At 38.7% G+C, this 19,356-nt stretch carries 26 protein-coding genes; 4 read left to right on the top strand and 22 right to left on the bottom strand.

Annotated elements, in window-relative coordinates; genetic code table 11:
• Positions 1 to 160: 160 nt before the first annotated feature.
• The 20 genes from QPK24_RS06380 to QPK24_RS06290 all read right to left on the bottom strand — a co-directional run bounded on the left by QPK24_RS06380 (position 161) and on the right by QPK24_RS06290 (position 12,345).
• A complete protein-coding gene (locus QPK24_RS06380; protein WP_285747150.1) occupies positions 161 to 634 on the bottom strand; it encodes a DinB family protein in 474 nt (157 codons plus the stop codon).
• A gap of 48 nt (positions 635 to 682) precedes the next feature.
• On the bottom strand, positions 683 to 1,468 hold the full coding sequence (locus QPK24_RS06375) for an alpha/beta hydrolase (protein WP_285747147.1): 786 nt from the start codon (positions 1,466 to 1,468) through the stop codon (positions 683 to 685).
• Between the two features lie 77 nt (positions 1,469 to 1,545).
• Entirely contained in the window at positions 1,546 to 1,929 is a 384-nt protein-coding gene (locus QPK24_RS06370; protein ID WP_285747145.1) for a VOC family protein, read from the bottom strand.
• 49 nt (positions 1,930 to 1,978) lie between these two features.
• Positions 1,979 to 2,374, bottom strand: a complete 396-nt coding sequence (locus QPK24_RS06365) for a GNAT family N-acetyltransferase (protein ID WP_285747143.1) — start codon at positions 2,372 to 2,374, stop codon at positions 1,979 to 1,981.
• 14 nt (positions 2,375 to 2,388) lie between these two features.
• Positions 2,389 to 2,748: a DUF3139 domain-containing protein gene (locus QPK24_RS06360; protein WP_407082956.1), complete on the bottom strand. Its 360-nt coding sequence runs from the start codon at positions 2,746 to 2,748 to the stop codon at positions 2,389 to 2,391.
• A gap of 51 nt (positions 2,749 to 2,799) precedes the next feature.
• On the bottom strand, positions 2,800 to 3,414 hold the full coding sequence (locus tag QPK24_RS06355) for a M24 family metallopeptidase (RefSeq protein ID WP_285747139.1): 615 nt from the start codon (positions 3,412 to 3,414) through the stop codon (positions 2,800 to 2,802).
• Between the two features lie 67 nt (positions 3,415 to 3,481).
• Positions 3,482 to 4,522: a serine hydrolase domain-containing protein gene (locus QPK24_RS06350; protein WP_285747137.1), complete on the bottom strand. Its 1,041-nt coding sequence runs from the start codon at positions 4,520 to 4,522 to the stop codon at positions 3,482 to 3,484.
• A 6-nt stretch (positions 4,523 to 4,528) separates the two neighbouring features.
• The gene (locus QPK24_RS06345; protein WP_285747135.1) at positions 4,529 to 5,050 is read right to left on the bottom strand and encodes a DNA topology modulation protein; all 522 of its coding nucleotides are present in this window, start codon (positions 5,048 to 5,050) and stop codon (positions 4,529 to 4,531) included.
• Positions 5,047 to 5,673, bottom strand: a complete 627-nt coding sequence (locus tag QPK24_RS06340; protein WP_285747134.1) for a histidine phosphatase family protein — start codon at positions 5,671 to 5,673, stop codon at positions 5,047 to 5,049. The genes QPK24_RS06345 and QPK24_RS06340 overlap by 4 nt, the downstream gene beginning before the upstream one ends.
• 105 nt (positions 5,674 to 5,778) lie before the next feature.
• Entirely contained in the window at positions 5,779 to 6,690 is a 912-nt protein-coding gene (locus QPK24_RS06335; RefSeq protein WP_285747132.1) for a PhzF family phenazine biosynthesis isomerase, read from the bottom strand.
• A 38-nt stretch (positions 6,691 to 6,728) separates the two neighbouring features.
• Complete coding sequence (gene yqeK, locus QPK24_RS06330; RefSeq protein WP_285747130.1) at positions 6,729 to 7,355, bottom strand: bis(5'-nucleosyl)-tetraphosphatase (symmetrical) YqeK; 627 nt, start codon at positions 7,353 to 7,355, stop codon at positions 6,729 to 6,731.
• A 167-nt stretch (positions 7,356 to 7,522) separates the two neighbouring features.
• Positions 7,523 to 7,603, bottom strand: coding sequence for an NUDIX domain-containing protein (locus QPK24_RS23575; protein WP_407082997.1), 81 nt, complete (start codon positions 7,601 to 7,603; stop codon positions 7,523 to 7,525).
• Positions 7,604 to 7,695: 92 nt separating this feature from the next.
• Positions 7,696 to 8,298 carry an HAD family hydrolase gene (locus QPK24_RS06325; RefSeq protein WP_285747128.1) on the bottom strand — a complete coding sequence of 201 codons (603 nt, stop codon included), beginning with the start codon at positions 8,296 to 8,298 and terminating at the stop codon, positions 7,696 to 7,698.
• A gap of 6 nt (positions 8,299 to 8,304) precedes the next feature.
• On the bottom strand, positions 8,305 to 8,724 hold the full coding sequence (locus tag QPK24_RS06320) for a cytidine deaminase (RefSeq protein ID WP_285747126.1): 420 nt from the start codon (positions 8,722 to 8,724) through the stop codon (positions 8,305 to 8,307).
• A 53-nt stretch (positions 8,725 to 8,777) separates the two neighbouring features.
• Positions 8,778 to 9,191: a YhfM domain-containing protein gene (locus tag QPK24_RS06315; RefSeq protein ID WP_285747124.1), complete on the bottom strand. Its 414-nt coding sequence runs from the start codon at positions 9,189 to 9,191 to the stop codon at positions 8,778 to 8,780.
• Positions 9,192 to 9,287: 96 nt separating this feature from the next.
• Positions 9,288 to 9,884, bottom strand: coding sequence for a DJ-1/PfpI family protein (locus QPK24_RS06310; protein WP_285747123.1), 597 nt, complete (start codon positions 9,882 to 9,884; stop codon positions 9,288 to 9,290).
• Between the two features lie 33 nt (positions 9,885 to 9,917).
• The gene (locus QPK24_RS06305) at positions 9,918 to 10,601 is read right to left on the bottom strand and encodes a class I SAM-dependent methyltransferase (RefSeq protein WP_285747122.1); all 684 of its coding nucleotides are present in this window, start codon (positions 10,599 to 10,601) and stop codon (positions 9,918 to 9,920) included.
• A gap of 26 nt (positions 10,602 to 10,627) precedes the next feature.
• The gene (locus tag QPK24_RS06300) at positions 10,628 to 11,161 is read right to left on the bottom strand and encodes an AAA family ATPase (protein ID WP_285747121.1); all 534 of its coding nucleotides are present in this window, start codon (positions 11,159 to 11,161) and stop codon (positions 10,628 to 10,630) included.
• A gap of 47 nt (positions 11,162 to 11,208) precedes the next feature.
• Positions 11,209 to 11,688, bottom strand: a complete 480-nt coding sequence (locus tag QPK24_RS06295) for a hypothetical protein (protein WP_285747119.1) — start codon at positions 11,686 to 11,688, stop codon at positions 11,209 to 11,211.
• Positions 11,689 to 11,799: 111 nt separating this feature from the next.
• Positions 11,800 to 12,345 carry a GNAT family N-acetyltransferase gene (locus QPK24_RS06290; RefSeq protein ID WP_285747117.1) on the bottom strand — a complete coding sequence of 182 codons (546 nt, stop codon included), beginning with the start codon at positions 12,343 to 12,345 and terminating at the stop codon, positions 11,800 to 11,802.
• A gap of 393 nt (positions 12,346 to 12,738) precedes the next feature.
• Between QPK24_RS06290 and nirB the strand changes: the two genes are divergently transcribed.
• The 3 genes from nirB (at position 12,739) to QPK24_RS06275 (ending at position 16,375) form a co-directional block, all read left to right on the top strand.
• Positions 12,739 to 15,168, top strand: a complete 2,430-nt coding sequence (gene nirB, locus QPK24_RS06285; RefSeq protein ID WP_285747115.1) for a nitrite reductase large subunit NirB — start codon at positions 12,739 to 12,741, stop codon at positions 15,166 to 15,168.
• 30 nt (positions 15,169 to 15,198) lie between these two features.
• On the top strand, positions 15,199 to 15,525 hold the full coding sequence (nirD, locus tag QPK24_RS06280) for a nitrite reductase small subunit NirD (protein WP_285747113.1): 327 nt from the start codon (positions 15,199 to 15,201) through the stop codon (positions 15,523 to 15,525).
• A gap of 67 nt (positions 15,526 to 15,592) precedes the next feature.
• Positions 15,593 to 16,375, top strand: coding sequence for a formate/nitrite transporter family protein (locus tag QPK24_RS06275; RefSeq protein WP_285747111.1), 783 nt, complete (start codon positions 15,593 to 15,595; stop codon positions 16,373 to 16,375).
• A 75-nt stretch (positions 16,376 to 16,450) separates the two neighbouring features.
• On the opposite strand, the gene QPK24_RS06270 is transcribed toward QPK24_RS06275, so the two are convergent.
• Positions 16,451 to 17,101: a DUF4367 domain-containing protein gene (locus QPK24_RS06270; protein ID WP_285749138.1), complete on the bottom strand. Its 651-nt coding sequence runs from the start codon at positions 17,099 to 17,101 to the stop codon at positions 16,451 to 16,453.
• Between the two features lie 307 nt (positions 17,102 to 17,408).
• Entirely contained in the window at positions 17,409 to 17,987 is a 579-nt protein-coding gene (locus tag QPK24_RS06265; protein ID WP_285747109.1) for a hypothetical protein, read from the bottom strand.
• Between the two features lie 731 nt (positions 17,988 to 18,718).
• Here QPK24_RS06265 and QPK24_RS06260 point away from each other — a divergent pair.
• A complete protein-coding gene (locus QPK24_RS06260; protein ID WP_285747107.1) occupies positions 18,719 to 19,315 on the top strand; it encodes a hypothetical protein in 597 nt (198 codons plus the stop codon).
• Positions 19,316 to 19,356: the final 41 nt, after the last annotated feature.

Below are 19,356 nucleotides of genomic sequence, written 5' to 3'. Positions count from 1 at the left end.
CCCTCTTTCAAAATTCCTTATTTTGTATTTTAAACCATATGAAAGAATTTATCTTCACCTAATTTGCTTCCTATTCTAGAAATAAAAAAAAGCAGCTCAGCAAAAATCAAGTTTTCGCTTTACTGCTTAAGAGACTAATATTAAAGTGTGTCTTCTTTCGTTAGATAGAAGTTGATTTGTAGTCTTCATTTAGGCACAGCTTCGCAATGTAGAAGATCTGCCCCATATGTTCGGAATAATGAGCTGCGCATTGATGCAACATGTCTATATTGGTTCGTTCCTTATTCCTGACTAATTGCGTTTGCTCTAATTCCCGATCTGTCAGTTTACTCACGATATCCGTTAAAGATTTGAAATTTTCTTTTACTCTTGTAGTTAACTCGGCCTTCGAAATAAATACAGCTGAAAATTCAGCTTCCCGATCTCGGACTATGTTTTGTTTTAATATTCCCTTGGCGATTCTTTCTTTTATATTCCCTTCTATATGAAGGACTAAATTAGTAATACTATGACTCTGCTCATTCGGTTTCCAATTCAATTCTTCCTCACTGAGCTGTTCCACGACAAGGAGAATCCGTCTCTCTATCTCCTGAAATTTCTTAACAAGCCATTCTCGATTGAACTGATAGCTCATATAACAACCCTCTTTTCCTTTATTAGATATTATGTAGAGGTAACGCCTTTAATCTGCCAGGATATAATGCATTTCCTTTAGGTAGTTCTCTATATCTTTTGTTGTTTTTTCAAAATACAGGTTCTCATGCCTTCCGTAATTAAAAAATCCATGCTCCATACCATCATAGGTCAAAAACCTTATATCATTTCCAGCTTCCTTCATCTGGTAGATGAATTCTTTATTTTCTTCATATAGAACATCCCCAGTCCCACACATCCACAGGGTCCGCGGTAAACAATGCTTGATATGATGCTTAGGCGAGAACGCTAACGACATAGGCACCAAATCAGGAAAAAGCCGAGTTGTAATATCAACGGCATCCATACCCGCCGCAAAAATAATCAGCTCGCTCACGTTATAATCGGTTACCTTATTCATTTCATCATCGATCTCTGGGAACATGAAAGCCGAAACGGTAATATATCCGCCCGCCGATGCACCGCACACCATAATACGATTCGGATCTATCCCTAACTCTAGGTGGTGATCCTTAACCCACCGAATGCTGGATTTCACATCACAAATCGCTTGTACAGGTGTGAAATCCTCATCCGATCCATTCCGATAATCAACACAAATACTTACAATCCCTTTACTTGAAAAATGTTTAGCTTGATACTGAAATTGGTCTGGAGTTATTGGATCTTTCTTGAAACTTCCACCATTAAAAAATAATAAAGCCGGTCTATTTTCTCCTTCTGATTCCGGTGTGCTAATGTACAAAGATAAGTCACGATGCGTCTTTTTATAGACTCTTTTTACCATAGGAATATCAAAAGTAAAATGTTTCATTAGTCCACCTCCCTGAGCTTCATATGCCAACATAGAAACCATAGAAACTTACTACTCTTCAGCTGATTTCCCTACCTTCATTGTTGTTTCTTGCCAACTGCAATCCATCGCCGGTCAATATCTTCAAATACAAACTCCTTATTGTTATAGTCGGTCGTGGTCAGCGGCCTTACAATCGTTACGCCTAAATTACCGAGATCCTTCTCCATTTGCTCTTGGTTATCTGTTATAAAATAAGCATCATAACCGTAGCCATGCATTTCTCGATTCGGAACGATCTTTTCATTATTTGATTGGGTTAAAACAATTTCAATTCGATCTTTATACAGACAAATATGAGGCTCTTCCGAATCAAGATAACGCACTTCCCGAAAACCGATGTTTACATAAAATGCTGCTGTTTTGTCCATATCCGTGCTTGGGAACATTTGAAGACAGTTCGTAAAACCTTGATGAGACATGTTTTTCACCCTTTAATATATTTTATGTTAGTCTATGTGTGGTTTCTGATTATTTCTTTCTTTTCATTACAAACGCATGATCTGCTTTTTCAAATCCTATTCGAGGGTAATACTCTACTGCTCCCGGTGCAGAAAGAAGTACCAAAGAACACTCATCGCCAATTAGAGTTTGTACACGACGGACCAGTTCTGTTCCAATTCCATCCTTTTGGTAGGCTGAATCTACTGCTAGATCAGATAAATAGCAGCAATACGAATAATCCGTTATCGCTCTTGCCACTCCGATCATTTTCCCGTTCGTCCAAGCTGTAATGAATAGATCCGCGTTATCTATCATTCTTTGTATTCTTTCGTAGTCTTCATGAGGTCGTTTAATTCCGGAATTTTTAAAAACTTGGGCTACATCGCTCGCATTCTGTACTTTTTCCTCTGAATAAATAATCATGGGAACACCCTCCTCTAATTATGGGGTACATAATGTTTCAGCTTTGATTTCGTCACACCTTTTTCCTTACCTTCTTCAGTCAATCGATAGTCAAATTGCATAATTTCATTATGAGCAAAGTACACATATTCCACGTAAGGTTCATCCTTAAAGGTCACGAGTGTATAAAAAGAAGGTAACTTCTTTCCCCAAACCCCTTTTACCGATTCTATATCTTCTCTGCTGTATTTTTCTTCTTCCAATAGATAATTCGTTACTCTATCCGCGTATTTGTATTTGTTTACCTGCACGTATGTGATGGGTGTTAAGACAACAGTAATGATAATTATCGCCATGAAAATAAGTAGCACTCTTCTTTTTATAATCTCAACCATATCCTTTAATTTATATTATCTAAAGTTCCTAACTGCTATGATGATGATTAATCAAAGGTTTATTACATTTTCAAACTTTGCCCCATAGTTACCTTTGCCTATATGAGGTTCAATGGCCCACCTTTTTCCTCTTAATAACGTATTGCTGTTGTCGAGACTTATAAATATCCTCTTTGCTTGGTTGTTCTCGTCTTCAATGGAATGTCCAATATTCCCATTTGGGTCTAGTAATTGATAGCCCATTGATCCTATTAGGCTCTCACAAAAGGTAAATAATTCTCCGATAGTATTACATCTTTTTGCGTAATCAAAGGTCTGATCAAAAATAAACTTTGCGTCTGCTGCAAGACGGGAATATGCTTCATTTTCACCAATCACGATGGTTTCTGAATAATCCCCCCAATAACCGTTTACCTTTGGGCTAAAATCGATCAGTACTATGTCATCCTTCAATAAATAAACATCATCAGAGGGTAAATGGTTCGCCCGGGTGCAATATCTCGAATTCGTATTGAAATTGACAAGCATGGGGTACCATACATCTTCTGCTCCTAGAGAATACATTATTTTTTCACAGATATCTGCAAATTGTTTTTCGGAAATGCCTGGTTTGAGATATTCTTTAGAAATTTCACAAGCTTGTATTGCTAATTCTTGTGCGTTCATAGGATACTCCTTCGTCATGTAAGGTTATTGATATCTCTTAATCACATCATCATCCCAGATCTGAACTTCAATATATCTTTCCGGCCTTTCCAATTACCTCTTCTGAATTCATATCCAATGCCTCAATCACTTTATTTCCAAACTCTCTTATATCCTCCAAATAGTTATAACCACTCTTGTTGTGTACTTGATTATACATCCGTACCGCTACCGCTTGATATTTAGGAATGACCAGACAAGCACATCCGGTTATACCAAGAACTTGATATGACCCTTCAGGTACATTACTGCCTATTTGATTTAAGGGTGATTTGCTTCTTTGCAGCCACCAAATGAAGCCCTGTCTCGGTAAATGAGATGGCAATGTCTCTGGTGTTTGAGTAGTTGTAATTCTATCAAAAATAGATTCTGGAAAGACCTGTTTACCCTGCATTTTCCCTTTGTTAAGATGCAGATTCCCCCACAATGCTAATTCCCTGGCACTGACAAATAGATTACTCTGCTCCCCTGCAGGACTGTCATTCGGTCCCACACAATTATCCTCGTCACGATAGTAATTATAGATTAATCGTTCTTCATACTGAGTTCGCCAGCCCGTCTCAACTAGTCCCGCTGGTTCTAATAATGTATGTTGAATATAGTCGGCTAGTGATGTGCCTGTTACACATTGAACCAACTCAATTAGAAGGTTAATACCCGTATTCGTATAAGCCCAGTCTGTACCAGGCAAAAAAGAGCTCACTACCTTCCCTTCACGAATATCCAGACCATGCGTATGAGTTAAACAATGCCGTATCGTTATTCCCTTTACCAGATCTGGAGCTTCGTTTATGTATAGTTCAACTTCATCATCTATGCTGTGAATCATTCCAGATTCGATAAGCAAACTAATTGCAAATCCGAGGTAAGTCTTTCTAACAGAAGCCACATTAAATTGGGACTCTGCATCAACCATTCTAGATGAACTGAATGAGTCATGCCGTCCTGAATACCACTCATTAACGACTACATCGTTTTGAATAATATATGTTGCAGCGGCTGTAGCATTAATCTGCCTCTGGATCTCAGATACATATTGATTCAGTATACTAAATTGTATGGAAATCACCTCTCATCATAAGTCTAATATTCCATCTGTTCTGATCTTATTTAATAAGCTTCGGGCTTCGCCAGGGCTATTAATAATGATGATTTTCTTATCTGCATATTCCTCTAGCTTTTTTAATATATTCGGTCTCTTATCTTTCCTGAAATTCCATCCATACTTAATAAACGCCCAATCAATCGACTCCGGACAACCTTCATTTAAATCAGGTCTTGTCTTGCCATGATATTGTACTCTGCGTTTGAGTACTCGGTATGTGGTAATCACAGGTGATATATCGAAAAATAGAATAACGTCCGCTGCTTGTAACCGTATATCCAGTGTTCTTCCATAATGTCCATCTATAATCCACTGATCTTTCGCGACTAATTGCCGGTTAAAATCATCCCATTCAGCCTTCGGGGTTTCGATCCAACCTGGCTTCCAGTAATAGAGATCTAGATGGTACACAGGTACATTCAATACTTCCCCAAGTTCACGTGAAAATGTTGACTTACCGGAACCGCTTGAACCAATGACCATAATTTTCATATTGTATTTTCCTCATGTTCATTCAATAAATGTTCTATTGAGGCAAAACGATCAATCATATAATTTTGACCATCAAAAGTAAGTGTTGTAATAGAGCATTCAGATACTAAACTGTTTTGTTCTGCAACAAACTCGGGATGAAAATGATGGAGCACATCCTCTGAAAATGTATTCGCAATATAATCAGTAATGAGTCCCCCATGGGTAACAATGATAATATTACTTCCAGAAGGATACTGTACTGCTAGACTCGTTAATAAGGAGGACATTCTTTTACAAGCGGATTTCACAGAATCACCTGTAGGAGGAATAAAGTCTGGTTCCCGAGTGCATTTATCCCACATCTGAATAAATTCCTCAAATGTCTGTTCCGGTAGATCTCCCCAGTTTGCACGCTCTCGTAAACGGTCATCTACGATGATCTCTACATTTGTTTTAGCAGCAATATACGCTGCCGTTTCTATCGATCTTCGAAGCGGACTAGAGATGATTGCATGGATCGATATCTTACTAATATGCTCAGCAGTAGTTTGTGCTTGAATGATACCTTGTGCAGTGATTGGAACGTCTCCAATCGCTTTTTCCTTTATTCCATGCCTTACAAGAAAAAATGTAGTTCCCATCTCCCTCACCTCATCTCATTATTAAATGTTTACCTATTAAGCCAAGTTTCTAAGGACGGAATTAGATCTTTGCAGGCTCAAACTGAATAGGATAGGATTCATTCACTATATGCTCTCCTCCGCTAAGGCATACGACACTTCGAATTCTCTGACATAGACGCCTGTCCCTGACACATATACGTCCATATTCCGCTCACCACGGTTAACAGTTACCCATACACTTCCCTCTCGCCCTACTTCTTGCCCTTGCTCAACAAGAAAATTCACCTCAGAAATATCTTGGTTTAGATAAGTTAGATAATAAGCGCCCATCACTCCAGAAGCTGTTCCCGTTATAGCATCTTCCATCGTTCCTGAATAGGGAGAGGAAAAATGTCTTGCATGCATAAAAGCATTCTCATCTACCGTTTCCAAGCTGAACGGATGAATGGATGCTTTTGAATTTTGGGTAAGAATCTTAGGGAACATAGAATTAGTGGGCTTCATTTTAGAGAAACTATATACATTTTTGATAGGTAGTAACAGGGTCCAAGTTCCCGTACTTCCATACACAATCGGCATTGTGGCATCAATTTCTTCTTCGGTGATCCCGATACTTTCAGCAAGCTTCGATATTGACCCTTTGAACTCTGTAAACTGAGGTTTGTCTTGCTTCATGGTAATAAAGTGCTCGCCATTTCTTGTCTCAAAAAAGATAGGCAATACTCCAACATTCGTTTCGATTTCAATCTCATTTCGATCCGTGTGAAGCATCCCTAAAGACTTTAAACAATACATAGCAGCAATAGTTGCATGTCCACATAAATTGATTTCATGTCCCGGGGTGAAATACCTCAATTTCACATCTGCCTTCTCTGATCTCAGCACAAATACCGTCTCATTAAAACCTACAGATTGTGCTATATACTGCATTGACTCCTCATCTAAATCATCTGCATCCAGTACAACCCCTGCCGGATTACCTTTATTAGGTGTAGAGGAAAACGCATCATAATGCAGCACTTTTCTGTATCTCATACGCCCGTACCTCCTAATTTTGAAGTCGACTATCCAAATTATTTTTCATAGGTTAGCTGCAATAGCTCTTCTCTAGCTGAGATCAACCATGGATGGACGAGCTTCAGTTTCTCCCTTTGTCCCCAAATATAGTTCAGATAAATTAGAATGGCTTCGTCTATAGCCAGCTCATCTACCTTGTTTCTCATTTCTTTTAAATACAGATGTTCTCCCGGTAACTTCCATGAGATTTTATCCGAGACAAACAAGACCTTATCCGTCATATTCGCATGTGGCTTATGGGTAGTATGACTTTCAATAGCTCCTAATATCTCGTCATCAGTGATTCCAAAAATATCTTCAGCCATATATTTTGAAAGTTTTTGATGCACGCTTCGGTCATACGTGAGTTCTTGCTCTAACACTTCAATTGACAGCGTTTTCGAAATTCGAATCATTGAAGAGACTGGAACTACATTGCTGATATCATGTAATAATGCGGCACATACCATTTTGTCCGGATCAATCCCATATAGCTTGGCAATTCGTTCCGCTTCCTCAGCAACCTCAAGTGTATGCTGTAATGTTCTTAAATCTTGATTGAGTTTAAAAAAAGAGGTAATGTCCTCTTTTATATCTCCTGATAAAGCCAAGTCTTTCGCATACTCCATAAAAATAGGATTCACTGAAGTTTCTCCTTTTACAATAGGTTTGGTAAGTAATAATTATATGATCTATACATATTGCTTGTTCGGTGTTTTGACTGAATCTCTCCAGTTGGCTGCGCCAAAAGTCGTTCTTCATCCAAAAATCTCACCAGGACGAAGACAAACTACCCGTGCTGTTTTCGTATTTAATCTGTTTCTTCTTTAAATTCTCTAATGGCCGTTTCTTCAATGGACTCACCCGATTCAAGGAAGCCACCTGATAACATCTACATACCTTGATTAGCACCATATTTGATTTTCAAAAGCAGGACTGAATCAACATTAAACAATACGCCTCCACACGAAATACTGCCATTGTTCATATAAATCCTACTCGGAGTCCTAATAGCCCATTTACATGTTCAATCCATTTTGCGTTCTGATCTGCAATATAGGTGTTCCATAACCTTTCTTGTGCGGGTTTTAGGTTTTTTTCTTGGTCATCTATATACCAAACTTGTCCATATGGATTCAGTTTCTTATGAACAAGCTCGTATATTTTAGGGTCAGGTTTACACAGTCCAACTTCACTTGAAATTGTGAGACTCTTTATATAGGGTAACATGGGTCTAAATAACGGTTCGATCCATTCTGCCCGGTGATTGCTAAGAATATGAATGTCAGAGAACTTACTCCAAACAGGGATATAATCAAAAGCGGGAAGATCCTCCAGATGTTTGAATAGGATCCGTTTTGCTTCTTCGATTTCTATTGAATGACACTGTTTCTTAAGCCATTGCCAAAAATCATCTTCACTTATTTTTCCAGACCATAAAGATTCACGAATTTCCTGTTTATACTGGGCTCGTAAATGTTCATGCGAGATATCCGCTTTTTCCGCAATCTCATACCAAAATGTCGGAGAAAGATTGGTGATAAGTACTCCAGCTGCATCAAGAATTAGTTGATATGGGCGGCTCATCCTATTCTATTCCCCTCTTGTATATTTCTCCGGAAGCAATTCACTAACTTTTACTTTTATGTACTGATTATCTTTCTTTAAAATTACATTTATCTCTGGTCCATAATCACTTATTAATTCTCTACACATCCCGCAAGGAGATACGACTTCTATTTCTTGTGCTTCTTCACAGAGATCCGGATGTCTTACTGCCACAATCGTATCAAAATCGCATTCTCCCTCTGAAATCGCTTTCCCTAATACAACAGCTTCCGCACAAACGGACACTCTTCCGATATAGGCCTCTAAATGAACGGCTGAATAAATCTTGCCGGTTCTCGTTCTTATTGCTGCTCCGACATGGTGTTTTCCCTCTTTATATAATTCTTTTATTGTTTTTTTCGCGTCATTAATCAGCTGTATATCTTCATTCGTTATCAAACTCATCGACTACACTCCTATTCTATTTTTTTATATGAAAATGATATTTGTATTTCCGTTCATCGCTCTTCTTTCTCGTTTACAATCTCCATCATCGTCGCTTTGGCTTTCTCATCTAATATATAATGTCCCGGATCCTCATGATCCATAAATAGATTTGATCCATCCGATATCCACACAGATAATCCTCTTTTATTCCCGTTCTTTAAAGTTAGTTCTGCCGCATAGTCTGCTGGACGAATATCAAGCTGTCCTTTATCAAATACACCGTTGCTTATTGCATCCAGATAACGAACCATCTCTTCTTGTGGCAGGGTTATGACAGTGCCGTCCCCCATCTGTAGATCAACTCTGCTAATGTCTTCTATGCTGATCGAGTGTTTACTTCCCCAAGTCACATCTGCAGCATCTTGATTCTGACAACCTATCAGCAATATAACGAGAAAAATAAATACCCTACCTATGTTTTTCATAGTCAGTTCTCCTTTCTGATACTTATGTTTCTGTTATTTCTTTAGTATGTTGTTTTGGATTTCATGCGGCGAATAAATGAATTCTCAACTATTTGACTACAGAATTTCTCGATTCCATCTATACTCTAATCTAGAAGCAGTTTCTACAGCACGCTCTTCACCTAATAACTTGGAGACAACACGTAAAGAAGCATCCATTCCAGCCGTAACGCCTGCGGACATCACAATTTTGCCGTTGTCTACATATCTAACATTTCTTACAATTTCACAATCTTTAGGTGCGACTTGTGCTAACAAGTCCATAGCCCGCTGATTCGTTGTTACTTTCAGTCCACTTAACAAATCTGCCTTTGCTAGTAGTAGGGCACCTGTACATATGGATAGTACGATTTCTGCATTTTCCGAGGTACACCTAATCCACGATGTCAGTTCTGAGTTATTCATTTCCGTCCTAGCCCCTATACCTCCAGGAACGACTAGAATATCGGGCTTCGGACAATCACTAAAGTTATATTTAGGAGCAACGGTAAAAGAACTTATCGTATTTAATAACTCTGACTTCTCGCTCACCGTATATGTATAAAAGTCTTTTCCCCAATCGCTTGCGGTGGCAAATATATCGAATGCTCCGCAAAAATCTAATCCATCGACATGTTCATACAGCAGCACGGCTACATTTCTTTTTCTTGTCACCAAGATCAGCTCCTAAGTATATGAATTATCAAATTATGAACCAGGCTTAATCGCACTCCAAATGAATTTATGTTCTCTAACACCAATTCTTCCGTTCATGATATTTTCATTTAATTTCTTCTCTAGTTCGTCTTTCAGCTCTGACTTTGTATAGTCTGGATTACCAGGGAAGTCAGATAGAAACTTAGCAAACTCTTGTTCATTCGGAAAATAAGTAACAGAGTCGTTGTATTCCTCGATTTTGATTTCTTGATAACCCTTTTCCACCAACCTTACTTTTACCTTGTCTACATTCGTATGAATTCCAAATATCATGCCACCCGGTCTTAATAATCGATTATGATTAATAATGGATGTCGGTCCCCTGCGGTCATAAATCAGATCAAACTGGCCATCTTCAAAAGGCATCTCGGATTTAGTTGTAGCGTAAACAAAGTCAACATTTTGAACGGAACTGTTTTGTAATAAAGTTTGTGCAATCTTGATGAGTTCTTGAGAGTTATCAAATCCAATGATGTTATTCGTATACTTGGACATCTTTAACGTAAACTCCCCATGACCGCAGCCTGCATCTAGGATAGAATGATAGTTTGGAATCAGATCAATTAATCGCTCTTCAAAAATGTCTTCCGCAGAACGACCTTCGACTGTACATTCCGCTCTTCCTTTATAACCGCCATTTCGTCTCGCGATCATGTCATACCATTCAATGCCCAATAAAATCCCTCCCTTATTTTCTTCTATTAAATTAAAGATATATAATTCATCATTTCTCTCATCGTTTCTTCAGGAGTTTGATTTTTCGTGTATATTATATGTTTTGCTAGCCTTTCATTCGATTCATGCTCAACAAAATATCGATTAAAATCAAGTTCAGAGCGTTCACATAAAATCTGTGCTGACTCTTCTTTATCTATCGAAGGGATTAATAGAAAAACAAAAGGTTCGTTATGCAGCGCTCGGTCTACTTTTTGGAATAAAGCTTCCTCCTCATAAACAGAATGGCCTGCGCCAAAATCAATAATATGATCTCTGTATTCTTCGAGAACCCGAGCAACCAAGTGAGCTTCAAAAGGCTTCCAATATTTATACTTCTCCCAAAAACCATACTTTTCTTGCAATTGCAGTGCATGATCGTGATCATAATTTAATTCTTCATAATATTGATATCTTATGTCATCTAGCGAACATCTCGGCATTCCCGTATGTTGAGCTAATAACTCAGCCACCGTTGATTTCCCCGCACAAATGGGTCCGATTAAAATAATGTTTGCCATTCTTTTTCTCACCTCTAGGGATAGTCTATATTGTTAGCGAATACAAATTACTCCTTCTCCTCTTCCACACTCAAGATCATCTCATTGATCTCAATGCCCTCAGGCAAATCTTTCTTCGCCACACTGATCAGTGCTCTTATAGTGACTACTCCATGTACTTTCTCATCCATCGCGTCTTCATAAGACACAGGGATAGCATGTATTCTTAAAAAGCTTCTCTCTGAATTTATATCATGCATAGCTAAAGAATTAATCTTAAATCCCTTAGTTACGGACTCTTTCTTACCAAAATTCACACATATAAAATATTCAGAAGGCGTTTCTTGTATCACAAATCCACCAGGTACTGAATTCGCATAACTATCGTATCGATCTATGATTTCCTCAGGCAGCTCCTTGGTGCTCCCTTCCCAGGAAAAATCAGATGAAGCCTTAGTGTAACGAAGTTGTTTATAAGGAATAGCCGTTCCCTTATCTGCTTGGTCTATTTGGGTAATGTTTTGGGATTCTGTATACACTTCATTCACGAGATTTTCGTTTTGTCCGCTGCATCCGATCAGTAGTCCTAGATTAGATAGCAGACAAGCAGCTAAACTGATTCTAATTATCTTCGTGACAATCCCTCCTTAACCTACCTTTCAAAATATGTACTCGTCCCTTAACAATCCGTAACATACGAGGTCTTCATATTCGCCCCATTTCTTAACATGCTGTCTTAATAATCCTTCATATTTCATACCGATCTTTTGCATGACTTTACCTGATGCAGGATTCCTCGCTAAATGACGAGCGTAGATTCGGTTCAGTTTCATCTCTTCAAAAGCGTATTGCACAATCCCTTTTGCAGCCTCTGTACAATAGCCATTACTCTTATATTCATTTCCAATCCAGTAAGCGAGCTCCCCGTGATCAAATTGCTTATTCCATCCAATCGTGATAGCGCCAATCAAATAGTCTTCCTCTTTATGTACAATAGCTAAGGTGAGTGATCTTTCTTTATTAAATTGTTCACTGTGTGTGTCGATCCATTCTTTTGCCATTCCATCCTCATAGGGATGCGGGATATATAATGTCATCTCAGCAATATACTTATCGCCTGCTAGTTGCTGGACCTGCTCGGCATCTTCTTGACGAAACGGCCGTAAGGAAAGTCTTTGTAATGGAATCATCGGTAATTCTTTCATAGAAACCTCCTAAGTCAATCGATTGGAAATCAGAATATGATTATTCCATAAATATACATCTCATGACAGAAGGATGCTACCTTTTACTGTTATAATATAAAAACTTGGATAACACTTCTTTCTAACACTTCTTTCCCTCCTTCCACTATTTCTTCATAAAATACAAGCTGAATGTGATTTTTCGCACAATAACTATTATTTATATTGTTTATTATTGGATACATCAAGAAAACATTAATAAACGTTATGTAATAGCGTATAACAGTCTCTTTTTTGAATATACATGTGAAAAAAACCACATACTTTTTTACCTCACTTACTTTTAAAAGATAATAATGAATTAGACAGAGAACTAAGCAGGATATCAGTGGAATCAACGAGGAGGAACTAACTATGACTCAAAAACAAAAGCTTGTTGTTGTTGGTAACGGAATGGCTGGTATGAATACAATTGAACAGCTCCTTAAACTTACAGATCAGTACAGCATTACAGTAATTGGTGCTGAGCCCCACCCTAACTATAATCGTATCATGCTTTCTTATGTATTAGAGGGAAGCAAGACGATTGATGATATTGTAATTAATGACCGTGCTTGGTATGAATCAGCCGGTATCCACCTGATTACAGGTAAACGCGGTACAAAAATTAATACAGAACAAAAAACAGTTCAAATGGATGATGGATCAGAAGTTGACTATGATCGACTTATTATCGCAACAGGTTCAAACCCATTTATTCTCCCTATTCCGGGTTCGGATCTCGAAGGGGTCATTGGCTTCCGCGATATTGAAGACTGTGAGACGATGATTGAAGCAGCAGCGAAGTATAAAAAAGCAGCTGTCATCGGCGGAGGACTGTTAGGCCTGGAAGCAGCAAAAGGACTTGTTCAGCTGGGTATGGATGTAACGGTTGTTCATCTGCCTGATTATCTAATGGAACGTCAACTAGATGTAACTGCAGCTAAAATGCTTGAAAAAGAACTGGAAAGCCAAGGTATTAAATTCGCATTAGGTAAACAAACCACTGCTTTAAAAGGGGATACCCGCGTTACTGGACTTACTTTTACAGATGGTACGGAGCTCGAAGCAGAGTTAGTCGTTATGTCTGTTGGTATTCGACCAAATACGGAACTTGCAAGCAATAGTGGAATCGAAGTCAACCGCGGTATTGTTGTTGATGATTACATGCAAACTTCCGTACCTGATGTATTCGCAGTCGGAGAATGTACGGAACACCGCGGTACATGCTATGGCCTTGTTGCACCATTATTCGAGCAAGGTGCGGTACTTGCGAAAACCCTTGCAGGTGTAGAGACGAAACCATACGAAGGATCGATCTGCTCGACAAAACTTAAAATTTCGGGCGTTGATGTATTCTCAACTGGTACTTTTATGGAAGAAAAACAACATACAACCATTACCATGCATGACGGATGGAAAGGTACGTATAAGAAGATTGTAATGCAGGACAACGTCATCGTTGGTGCTGTTCTATTTGGGGACATTGATGACTCTTCCCGTCTTGAACGTTTCGTTAAAAAAGGCGAACTCATGACCGAAGAATTATATGCAGAACTAACAGGTACAGGCGGATGCTGCGGCGGCGGAGCGAAAGTAAACGTAGCTGCTGAATTAACGGACGACGATATCGTCTGCGGATGTAATGGCGTAACGAAAAAAATGATTGTCGATGCTGTTACTATTGACGGACTTACTACGCTCGATCAAGTGAAAATGAAAACAGGCGCATCCCGCTCTTGCGGCGGATGTAAACCGCTGGTAGAACAAGTAATGCAGCTTGTCCTCGGAAATGGTTTTGATGCAGAAGTTAAAGAAGGCATCTGCGGCTGTACAACCATGTCGAGAGATGAGGTTGTGGAGGCAATTAAACAGCAGAACCTTCATACCGTTGCAGAAGTAACGAAAGCTCTCGGATGGAGTCAACCAGAAGGATGCTCGAAGTGCCGCCCTGCTCTGAACTACTATCTCGGTATGCTGTGGCCAACCACTTATCAAGATGAGCCAGCTTCTCGCTTTGTTAATGAGCGTATGAACGCGAATATTCAAAAAGACGGAACCTATACTGTTGTTCCTCGGATGTATGGCGGTATGACAACACCTCAGGATTTGAAAAAAATTGCCGATGTATCGATTAAATATAATCTGCCTCTTGTGAAAATGACAGGCGGTCAACGGATCGGTATGATGGGCGTGAAAAAAGAAGATCTGCCTAAAGTGTGGGAAGAGCTAAATATGCCATCTGGTTATGCTTATGCGAAATCTCTGCGTACCGTTAAAACTTGTGTCGGATCCGCTTATTGCCGTTTTGGTACACAGGATTCCCTCCATATCGGTGAACTGATTGAACGTAAATTTGAACGTGTTGACTTCCCTGCGAAAGTTAAATTTGCAGTAAACGGATGCCCTCGTAACTGTGCAGAATCTTGTACAAAAGATATTGGTATTGTCGGTAATGACGGCGGTTGGGAAATTTATGTAGGCGGTAACGGCGGTATTAAAGCAAGACTTGCTGACCTGCTATGCAAAGTAAAAACAGATGAAGAACTAATTGAAATCAGTGCTGCTGTACTTCAGTTCTACAGAGAAACAGCTAAATATTTAGAACGTACTTCGGACTGGGTAGAACGTGTGGGACTAGATCTTATTCAACGTAATACGGTAGCAGATGTTGAACAACGGAAACAGCTTGCGAAGCGAATGGATATCGCACTAAGCCGTACGGAAGATCCATGGCAAAAAGTGCTGAAAGATCCAAAACTGAAAGAAACTTTATTTGAAAAAGTAGTCGTAACGAAATCTTAAGTATACTATGCAAAAAAGGAGTGTTCATAGATGTCTAACACGATCACCGAAAAGTCAGTTTATATCGGAACAACAGATGAATTTTTAGAACGTGTAGGAAGAACGGTTGTAATTGAGGGGCAAAGTCTTGCTATATTTAAAACTGCTGAACAAATCTATGCACTGGAGGATCGCAGTCCTCATCCTAAAGGCGGACCTTTGAACGAAGGGATTGTCTCTGGACACTATGTGTATGACCCTTTGTATGATTGGAAAATTGATATGCGGGATGGATGCGTTCAAGCACCGGACGAAGGTCAAGTTCGCACCTTCCCCGTTCTTGTAGAAGAAAATAAAATATATGTTACAATGAGGTAATATTAGGTTAATTAGACACTATTAACTAAATCGTTATTCGTAACCATAGATAAGGCAGGGGAAGACGATGTTCCAATCAACGATCGAACTAGTTAATCAGTCAGTAGAAGCGAAAAAAAAGCTTATGCAAACAAGTTTGTTGCGTTACTTCATTGCTGCCATGCTTGCAGGGGCTTATGTCGGAATTGGTATTATGCTCATTTTTACAGTAGGCGGTTCATTCAAAGCCGCAGGCTCTCCAGCCGTTCAGCTCGTCATGGGGATGTCCTTCGGCATTGCACTCACACTTGTCATCTTTGCGGGTTCCGAATTATTTACGGGTAATAATATGCTCTTCACGGTAAGCAGTTTATCGAAGCAAACCTCTTGGGCTTTTACATTTAAGAATTGGGCAATCGTCTTCTTCGGCAACTTGCTTGGTGCTGTCGTACTCTGCCTTCTGATCTATGGATCTGGTGTGTTTGGGAAAATCCCGCCAGATCACCTGCTCTTTACAGCCGCTGCAGGAAAAATGACCATGCCTATCGACCAATTGTTTTTCCGCGGCATTTTATGTAACTGGCTCGTATGCTTGGCTATATGGACATCGATGAGAACGAAAGAAGATACAGCGAAACTTATTCTCATCTGGTGGATGCTGTACGCATTTATTGCGGCAGGATTCGAGCATAGTGTAGCCAATATGTCACTCATGACCATTGCTCTTATGCTGCCTGGGCACCCAGAAACGATTACACTTGCAGGATGGCTGCATAATATGATTCCTGTTACTCTTGGGAATATCGTTGGCGGCTCCGTTTTTGTAGGAATGGCCTACTGGTTTATGAATTCGGCAAAATCGAAAAAATAACAAAAAGATAACCCCTTTGTGATTCACTTCGGCACGGTCCATCCGGCCTGAAGTGCAGCGCACAAAGGGGTTTTTTTATAACAAATTCTCAGCAATCGATATAACCCAATCCCGGTCACTATCTTTTGTTATTATCTCATATTGAAGTGCCTTGTCATGAGAGTCCATCTCAATCCAGATTAATTGTTGCTTATCACCATCTCCAATATACACGGCTGCATTCCCTCGTATCTGTATATTTTCATATGTATAGTCCTCTAGATCGGATAATCGAATTCGGCTTTTGGTAGTTCCAAATATACGGAACTCAAAATCTCGTCCTCCCTTGTTATATGTGACGCTTAAACCGACTAACGTATGATTTGGCCTCAGATCTCGCAGCACTACGTGCTTTCCCGTACTTCTGCTTTCCTCTATCATCTCATCTATTTCTTGGTTCGTTAAATTATCAAATCCATAGTACACCTGAATATTCTCAAGTTCCGCATCCACAGGGAATGAGAGTTCCCACGGAGAGGCCTTTTCTCTTAAAGCAGTAAGACCTGCTGTCCATTCTACTGCTTTATAATTCGTTTGTTGACTAATCTTTTTTTCACCCGTATCTGCAATATAAATTCCCTTACCCATACCAGGCTTTAATTCCTTAATAATGGCCTCCATCACGTTGTCCCTGTTAAGCGAGTCGATGTCTAGTATTCCTAGTACATTTCCTTTCTCATCTTTCATTTCCACGGAAGACACTCCCTCTCCACATCATATTTGATGTATAAGTTTGTTGTTAGATGAAGTTATTTTGAGTATAAAGTAATATTGTTATTTATTCTTGAATTCTGCTTTTGACAAAAACCTCTTGTCGCCATGATCTCATTTAAATTATCAATCACACCCCCCTTTTTCCCTTAGTACAGCGTATTAAAAATACGTATGAAGTGTCCGAACTAAGGAACCCATGTCACATGATATACAAGTAATGATACCTCATTAAGTCATATCAGCAGGATATTTCAATGGGCTGCATTAGCTCCTCATAGGTTTACAATAAGCAATTTATAGCTCTGCTCAAAGCAGCGTTCCAAGGTTTTGATTCAATTAGTTTAATTTCATTTCTCTTACAGGTATCTGCTATCCAATTTCCATATGAAATACTTACTTCAGCTCTGTCATGTTGTAATTCGCCACCTTCTCTTGCTAAATAATTCTGCACGATTTGATTTTTATCTGATTCATGTACAGATATTGATTTCACCTGTGGGTTATCGAAAGATAATGTAAATGCGGGATGGATAAAATCGCCTTCAATAATGATAGGTAATTTATCTTCAATATGCCTGTTTGCAAGCTCTCTTAATACTGGAGCCATCTCTTTGCTGACATCAATCAGCCAGTCTACCGTCCCGTCAACTCCAACATTTTTCCCATCTTTAACAGAATCCCAATAATGAATTACAGGAAAATGCTCCTTTGTTGTAACTGTTTTTACAGATAGATGAACATCATCTACTTCCAAGACATTCACCCCGTAAAATCTAGCAATCTCATAAGCAATACTTGATTTACCACTTCCCGATGCCCCACCAATAAATAAAACGGTCCAATTTCTATCCTTATTCATTTTCTAACCTCATTTATATGTTCATCAGTAATGTTAATGGCTATGTAGTTGTTCCATATTATTGCACTTATCCCCTTCTTTTCTCACATGAAATTTCGAAACGGCACATAGAGAGATCATGCATCAAAGGTAGAATACTTTATGAACCAAAGCTGATATGTTTAGAAAGTTGATTCAAGCAAACGAGAAACGATAGCACCATGACAACAAGCCGTCGATCTTTGGTAGTCTGTTCGGCTAACCAGCAAGTCAATTATGTTATAGGGTGGTTTTTTTGTTAGAATTAAACAAAAAAAAACGAAATAGAGGGGATGCACCTGGATAAGAAGAAGTTCTTTATTCTAATGCCACCAATGTTTATAATCGGGCTATTTTTACTTTACTTTTTTCCAGCAAATCAGAGACATTATGTGTTGCTGGTTCCTATTGTATTTTGGTTGATATATTACACTTGGATATTTATTGATAGGAAACAGTAAAAATTACAATTGCCTTTCGTTAAGTTAACGGGCAGTATAGTTCAATAAATGTGTGGTAGCTGTGTAGTATAGATGTTTTGTGGATGTATGCATGTTTGTTAATATTATTCCCTATTACTAAAGAGTCATTATAGAAATAATATTAATATTGGTAAATTATGACTGATGAGTATAACGATGACGTGATATACTTCTCTAGTAATATTTAAAGAGCAAGGAAAAAATATATAAGTATATAGGGGATGGATAAAAATGAAGAAAAAAATACTTTCCTGTAGTCTTGCTGCTACATTACTTCTTGGAGGAGCATATACCTTGAATGTATACGCCAGTGATGAAACAATAACAGCTTCATATAAAGTGGAACAAACTGCTGATGTATCAACTGACTACTCGTATACAACTACTCCTTTATTAGAGGTTTATCAAGCAGGAAATCATATTCCTTTGGATTTAGTAGGCAAGCCTCTTTCTAGCAAGTCTAAAGCTGCAGTCACAGAAATTAGTGAAAACCCAATTATTGATTTGAACGCTTTGGCAACTGATTTTGGTGATGAAATTCAAACTAGAGTTGATTATAAGCTGAAAAGTGGATCTGAGATCCAAATTTTTCAAAATGATATACAGGGAACTCAAGAATCAACAGTAGAATATTTTAAAAATTCGGAATATTATGATGCCGCTAAAATCAGTGTAGAGGAAATTAATGGATACAAAGCAGTAATTATAGATGACCAACCAAAAGTCGTATATATAGTATCAAACGATCATCTCTATGTAATTGCAACTGTTGATCCTGATGTGACAGTTGATTACCTTAAAGCGGTAGCTATGCAAATCCATGAGTAATAAATCTATAAAAGTGTGATGTTAAAAATCGATGATATATT

Source organism: Paenibacillus polygoni, assembly GCF_030263935.1.
Lineage (GTDB): Bacteria > Bacillota > Bacilli > Paenibacillales > Paenibacillaceae > Paenibacillus > Paenibacillus polygoni.
The sequence above is the reverse complement of the archived record's forward strand: the minus strand, read 5'-3'. Positions and strand labels throughout refer to the sequence as shown.